The 5,626-nt window shown below is 57.4% G+C and carries 7 protein-coding genes and 1 pseudogene; 7 read left to right on the top strand and 1 reads right to left on the bottom strand.

Features of this window, described 5'->3' with window-relative positions:
* Positions 1-136: 136 nt before the first annotated feature.
* The 6 genes and pseudogenes from EAW56_RS10935 to EAW56_RS10910 all read left to right on the top strand — a co-directional run.
* Positions 137-568: pseudogene (locus EAW56_RS10935) on the top strand (DUF726 domain-containing protein); the annotation flags it as partial.
* Positions 569-735: 167 nt separating this feature from the next.
* Entirely contained in the window at positions 736-1,161 is a 426-nt protein-coding gene (locus tag EAW56_RS10930) for a hypothetical protein (RefSeq protein ID WP_167457433.1), read from the top strand.
* The gene (locus EAW56_RS10925; protein WP_167457432.1) at positions 1,148-1,426 is read left to right on the top strand and encodes a hypothetical protein; all 279 of its coding nucleotides are present in this window, start codon (positions 1,148-1,150) and stop codon (positions 1,424-1,426) included. Before EAW56_RS10930 ends, EAW56_RS10925 begins: the two co-directional genes overlap by 14 nt.
* 225 nt (positions 1,427-1,651) lie before the next feature.
* Positions 1,652-2,137 (top strand): hypothetical protein, encoded by a 486-nt coding sequence (locus EAW56_RS10920; protein WP_147453296.1) that lies wholly within the window; start codon positions 1,652-1,654, stop codon positions 2,135-2,137.
* An 85-nt stretch (positions 2,138-2,222) separates the two neighbouring features.
* Positions 2,223-2,912: a hypothetical protein gene (locus EAW56_RS10915; RefSeq protein WP_147453295.1), complete on the top strand. Its 690-nt coding sequence runs from the start codon at positions 2,223-2,225 to the stop codon at positions 2,910-2,912.
* The gene (locus EAW56_RS10910) at positions 2,909-3,343 is read left to right on the top strand and encodes a hypothetical protein (RefSeq protein ID WP_122086543.1); all 435 of its coding nucleotides are present in this window, start codon (positions 2,909-2,911) and stop codon (positions 3,341-3,343) included. The genes EAW56_RS10915 and EAW56_RS10910 overlap by 4 nt, the downstream gene beginning before the upstream one ends.
* 506 nt (positions 3,344-3,849) lie before the next feature.
* Here EAW56_RS10910 and EAW56_RS10905 read toward each other — a convergent pair.
* On the bottom strand, positions 3,850-4,689 hold the full coding sequence (locus tag EAW56_RS10905) for a hypothetical protein (RefSeq protein ID WP_147453294.1): 840 nt from the start codon (positions 4,687-4,689) through the stop codon (positions 3,850-3,852).
* Positions 4,690-4,745: 56 nt separating this feature from the next.
* Between EAW56_RS10905 and EAW56_RS12755 the strand changes: the two genes are divergently transcribed.
* Complete coding sequence (locus EAW56_RS12755) at positions 4,746-5,210, top strand: hypothetical protein (protein WP_122086539.1); 465 nt, start codon at positions 4,746-4,748, stop codon at positions 5,208-5,210.
* Positions 5,211-5,626 lie beyond the last annotated feature (416 nt).

Raw genomic sequence — 5,626 nt, 5'->3', positions numbered from 1 at the left:
CAAGACTCCAGGCGGACCATTTCGATGATCTGATGGACCGCCTTCTCCTTGAATTCGGCGGAATATTTTCTGGGCATAGTGCCAATCCTTCCTTAGCAGAGGTAGGAACTAAACCCAGGACGCTTCAGTCAACCGCGCGAACAAGACGGCGTTGGCTTTGGCTGCCATATTGCAGCGAACAGATTTGGAGTCCGTCGTCCTGGTTGGACACAGTTTGGGAGGCCGAGTCATGCTAAATCTGGCGACCGCGCTTGCTGGTACCGGGGATGCAGAACAGCAAGTTCAGGTCGAGGCAGTCCACTTGCTCGGTGCCGCAATCGGTCCAGATCCTCAGCGCGATCTATACGGTGAGCATTTCGCAGGCGTGATCCACAACTACCATTCGGGTAAAGACAAGGTTCTCGGCGTCCTTTATCCTGCCGCAATGCTTGGCAGCAAACCCATCGGTTTTGCAGGCGCCGAGGCGCCTTTTGTAGAAAATCACGACGTGAGCGACGTGGTGCAGTCGCACTCCGACTACTACGAGAATGTGGAGCTGGTAGGCAGCGGCCCGGTAACAGGTGCGTAGGAGCGGGCCGTTACGAATCGGTGCTTTGGAACCGTGCGTGAGAAGCCGGGGAACAGCACCTTGGCGGTTGTGCCGACCCGGCTGGAATCATTTTGACGGTGTCGAGTACGAAGAGGTCACCGCCTGGGGTTGCGAAGATGGTGGCTCCGCCGCCGGAGTGCACCGAAATGGGGCTGAGCTTCTCCGGGGAGACACTCACGCCGGAGGTCGTGATGGATGCCGCGGCGCTGACGGAAATCCGGACGCCGGCGGTGGCGGTGGCGGGGGTGTTGGACCGGTTGCGGGCGTCGAGTGAACCGTTGGAGTGCGTGATTGTGGGCGCGGGTGTGCAGGGGCGGGCGCATGCGCGCACGATAGTGGATGTGCTTGAGGGGGTGCGGGAGGTGTCGGTGACGTTTACCTCGCGGAGTGAGCCGGCGGATCTGGCCTACCCGTGGGCCCAGTCGGGGAGTGCTGCGGCCGATGAGGTATTGGGGCGGGCCGGGTTGGTTGTGGTGGCGACTTCTGCGGGGGAACCTGTGGTCGTCGATGGGCAATTGCGCCCTGATGCGACCGTGCTTGCTGTGGGGGGCGAACACCGTGGACACGCGTGAGCTGCACGAGGATGTGCTGCGGGGCGCGCAGGTGATTGTGGAGGATGTTGAGGCTGCGCGGCGGGAGGCCGGCGATGTGGCGATCGCGGTGGAGAAGGGGGCGCTTGCGTGGGATGACGTGGTGACGATGGCTGAGGTTGTGCGCGGGGAGGTGGCGCTGGATCCGGCGCGGCGGGTGGTGTTTAAGACCGTCGGGATGCCGTGGGAGGACCTGGCGGTGGCGAAGGTGATCGCTGGGGAGCGGGTCGCGGGGTGTGATACTTAATTACGAACGTGCCTTCGAAACTGCGGATGATACAGTCTTTGTAGATTCGCGTTCGGGAGGAGTGGAGTGGTCGGGAAAACGTATGGGCCAGAAGATGCGTGGCCGCGCCATCCTCACAAAGACTTAAATGCTCAGGCGCAAAAGGCTAGGTCCCTCGGGTGGTCCGCCAAGCGGAAGAATAGTCACGGAGGATTCGTGATTGTGTGCCCGGCAAAGCAGTGCCGCGTGCGATTTGACTCAACCCCGAAGAACCCAACGAGGGAAGCAAGGAAAGCCGACCGAACCATACGATTGTGTGGGCATTCTTCTGGGCACGGGGATGGGCTGCAGGGAGCGATTGAGGCATTAGACAAGGCGGAACGTCTAATTTGTGCGGCGGACGAACTGCTCACGGCTGAAGAAAAGTTCTGTGAAGCAGCTTTGCAGAACGCGGAAACGCTCATTCAGGGCGCTATAGAATGTGAAGAAAAGGCAAGGGCTTTTCTGAGGGGAGCAGGCTTTGAGGGCACAACAGAAGATCGCGTGGAGGCGAATGCATCGTCGATAGGCGACTACGCAGAGAAGTCCTTGAAAGTTGCCCGGGAGGAGATGGTTCCTCTCTACAAAGATAAACCCCCTCACCCGAACGTGGCACAGGCATGGAACCGCTACGTTGAGCTTCGGGAGCGGCTGGAAAGGGTCCGGGGCAAAATGGGGAGGCAGGAGCGGTAACGGCGCTGCGAGTTTGTTTGTTCTGCAATACACTGATTTACTAGTTGTCAATTGACAACTCGACGCTTGTTGAGAGGGGATGAAGATGGCAACCGTCGTGAGATTGCAAGTCAGAGGAATCGACTTCTCCGATGAAGAGCGGATCGATGCCATCGAAGAACGGGTCCCGGAAGTCTCGTTTGTCCTATCGAACGGCGTTGTTGTTGCGGAGATAGTTCTTGAAGGGCAACAGCAGAACGCCTTTAGCGAAGCGACCGATGTCTTCCACAAACTCAAAGCCCACGACGGATTGGTTCTCGACAGAGTTGAGCCTCTTCTAGTTAACACCTCTGATATTGCGGGCCTAGTGGGCTTGACCCGCCAGGCAGTGATGAAGTGGGTGACGAACCCTGACTATTCCTTCCCGAGGGAAGAGGGGTGTGTAGGAGCGGGAGAACGTCCACAAAAGATCTGGAGTCTGTACTCCGTTAATGAATGGCTCTTTGACGTGGCCAAGATCGATCTTGGGCTAGAGCTGCCGACTCCCGAGTTAGTGCGGAGTATCGACGCCTTTTTGGTTAAAGAGACTGAGCCGGTATCGGAAGAGTGGGAATCTCTCTTGGTTGCGGGTATTTCTGCGGTGGTTAAAGAATCAACTGCGACTGTTCGATCCTCAACCCACGAGGAATGGTCGGAGGGGTACTGGGACTTTTCGTTCTCGGCGCAGCCCATCGTGTCGGGACGGGCTGAAAGGGGCCGAAGGATTGAAGTTGCTGGGAAGGGTGCCACATCGTGAGTGCGGGAAACGCAGGGTTTAAAGCGGCGGATGATTGTTTTGTAGTGGACATCCGCTTGGTTTCCATAAAGGCAGATGCTCTGAAATACGAGATCCCGCATGAAGGCGTCCGTGTTCAGTTCGAATTGGGCCAATTTCAGGGCAGAAAGATTGAAGAAGGTGCGCGAGTACGCGCCAGAGCAGAGACCACTTTTTATGCCGATGGTGACCTGGATCGAGTGCTGGCAGAAATTGAGCTCTGGTACGAAGTTGATTTGTCCATCCCAGAGGGGCAAGCAGAAGCTGCCATTCACGATGCCGATCGAAAAAGTGAGATCATCGAATCTTATGTCGCCCCCGCCTTGTTCCCGTTTGTACGACAAAAAATTCACGAACTGACCAATGAACTTCCTCTACTGCCGGTGTTGCTCCCGATAGACACTTTGCGTTAGGTGGGGGAGTGGCTGGACGAGGTGCCGCTTTAGCCTGCGTCCAGCGTTGTCGAGGGAACGTCTGATTCGCGGACTACATATTGTGCGTACGAAGTTTCCAGCTGAGGTTTCGAACTCATCAACTGCAAGCCGGCCATCGCCCGTGTTGGCTGTTGCGATCTTGTTCCTGGTACCGATGCCGTGACTAGCTGGTTGCGTTTCAGTGCTAATCCGGTAGAGGCCACTGAAGTAGCCGGAACGCTGGGTAGCGTGATCCGTGAGCCCCGGCACTTCCGAGATAAGCAAGCCGCTGATTGAACCCTAAGCAGCGCGATGATCAGTCATCTGCTGGCGCACGTGTGTCGTCTGGGATCGAGGGTGAATCGAGGCGCTGCCGTATAAGGTGAAACTTGGGGCAGTCCGCATCGCCGAGGTAGATCGCTACCTGATTCCCACCTGAGCGCTACCGGAAAGTCACCACGGCACCCCATTTTCTTACTTCAAGCACGTTTACGGTACTGGATGACCTAAAGTGCCGGCTGAATGCCGTTAGTCTTCATCCAAGTATTCAGAGATTGCTCAACTGTATTTAGATAAGGGATCAAATTGTTGAGATAGTCTAGGTACTCTTTCACGTCATCGTTTGGTCGAAAACTTGCTACCGACTCAGTGGCGAGAACCGCCGAGCGTAATGCGCTAATCACAAAACGGGCGGAAAGTAGCTCGAGTCTAGCTGGGGCATGTTGATTGAAGATAAAGTGCTTGTAGGCAGTCCAAGCATTTCGATGTGTATAGCTACTGAGAAGCTTGTACAAGTTGGTTTCCGCTACGTCGCCAAGCGTGTTTGCGACTAGCTTTCCAAAACCGGGGACTTTGAAATCTTGGCCTCGATGACGATTAATATGCACAGCCACCGCGGTGGTGAGAGCTTCGTCGACCTCTGGAACCAGATCTCGTTGCTTGTCCTCCTTTATGTCCAAGGTTACCGCCCGCATCGCCCAAAAAGTTCTTTCGATGTCGCCGAACGAGTTAATGAAAAGAAGGAGGCTGCAGTTTTCGACCACTGATCGGGAGAGAGGGGCGACAATCACTGGCGAGACAAAATCATTGTCCAGTGTCCTGTTAAGGAAATGAAGCGACCCGCCACATAACTCTGTAATCGATCGAGTCAATTCCTCCGGTGTCATGGCGACATTGAAGTCGGAGTCTTCGAAGTACGCGTTTATGCGAGCTTTAACAGCGGCGTCGAGATCCGGATCCACGTCGCCAACAAGCTTCATTAGCTGGGAAATCTCGCGACAGAGTCGTGCTAAAGCGCCTAACCACTCCGAGGGAAACGGTCGTGAGTAGTTGATGTGCGTGTGCATTCTCGGGCCCTAATCTCCGGTCATTCTTCGCAGCTTATTAGGCTCGAGTATAGGGGATGGACACGGGTATCCAGCGGCGGCGGAAGTGCTTCCGGAATCGTCGCCTTTCGGCGAGTCGGGCAGTGCCGAGGCTGATGAGGTGTTGGGGCGGGCCGGGTTGGTTGTGGTGGCGACTTCTGCGGGGGAACCTGTGGTCGTCGATGGGCAATTGCGCCCTGATGCGACCGTGCTTGCTGTGGGGGGCGCACACGGTGGATACGCGGGAGTTGCATGAGGATGTGCTGCGGGGCGCGCAGGTGATTGTGGAGGATGTTGAGGCTGCGCGGCGGGAGGCCGGCGATGTGGCGATCGCGGTGGAGAAGGGGGCGCTTGCGTGGGAGGATGTGGCGACGATGGCTGAGGTTGTGCGCGGGGAGGTGGCGCTGGATCCGGCGCGGCGGGTGGTGTTTAAGACCGTCGGGATGCCGTGGGAGGACCTGGCGGTGGCGAGGGCTGTCGCCGGCCAGGCCCAAGCGGGGTGAGGCTTAGGCGAGATCCTTGACTAGGCGCTGCGCGAACTCACGCGACGAGGACGGGTTCTGCCCGGTGTACAGGTTGCCGTCGACAGTGACGTAGGACGCCCACGGCTCCGGCGCCTAGTCGTACTCAGCGCCGAGGGCGACGAGCCGGTCTTCGAGCAGCCACGGCGCCTTGTCGGCGAGCCCACCGGCGCGCTCTAGGGTGTGACCAGTTCTTCGGCCTAGAAGCCGGTGGGGTGGGACGTGCCGTCGTTAAGCGTCCAGTGCTTAGCTGCCGTATGTCATGTCTAGGGAGAGTGTCCGATTGTTTGTGTGCGGGGGCTTGGTTTACAAGTAGTCCGCGAATCGGTCGGGGTAAGCCACGGCTAGTTGGTTGATGGCTTGTTTCCACCCGGTGGCTTTCGCTCCTTCAATATAGC

This window comes from Corynebacterium gottingense, assembly GCF_003693265.1.
Taxonomy (GTDB): Bacteria; Actinomycetota; Actinomycetes; order Mycobacteriales; family Mycobacteriaceae; genus Corynebacterium; species Corynebacterium gottingense.
The sequence above is the reverse complement of the archived record's forward strand: the minus strand, read 5'-3'. Positions and strand labels throughout refer to the sequence as shown.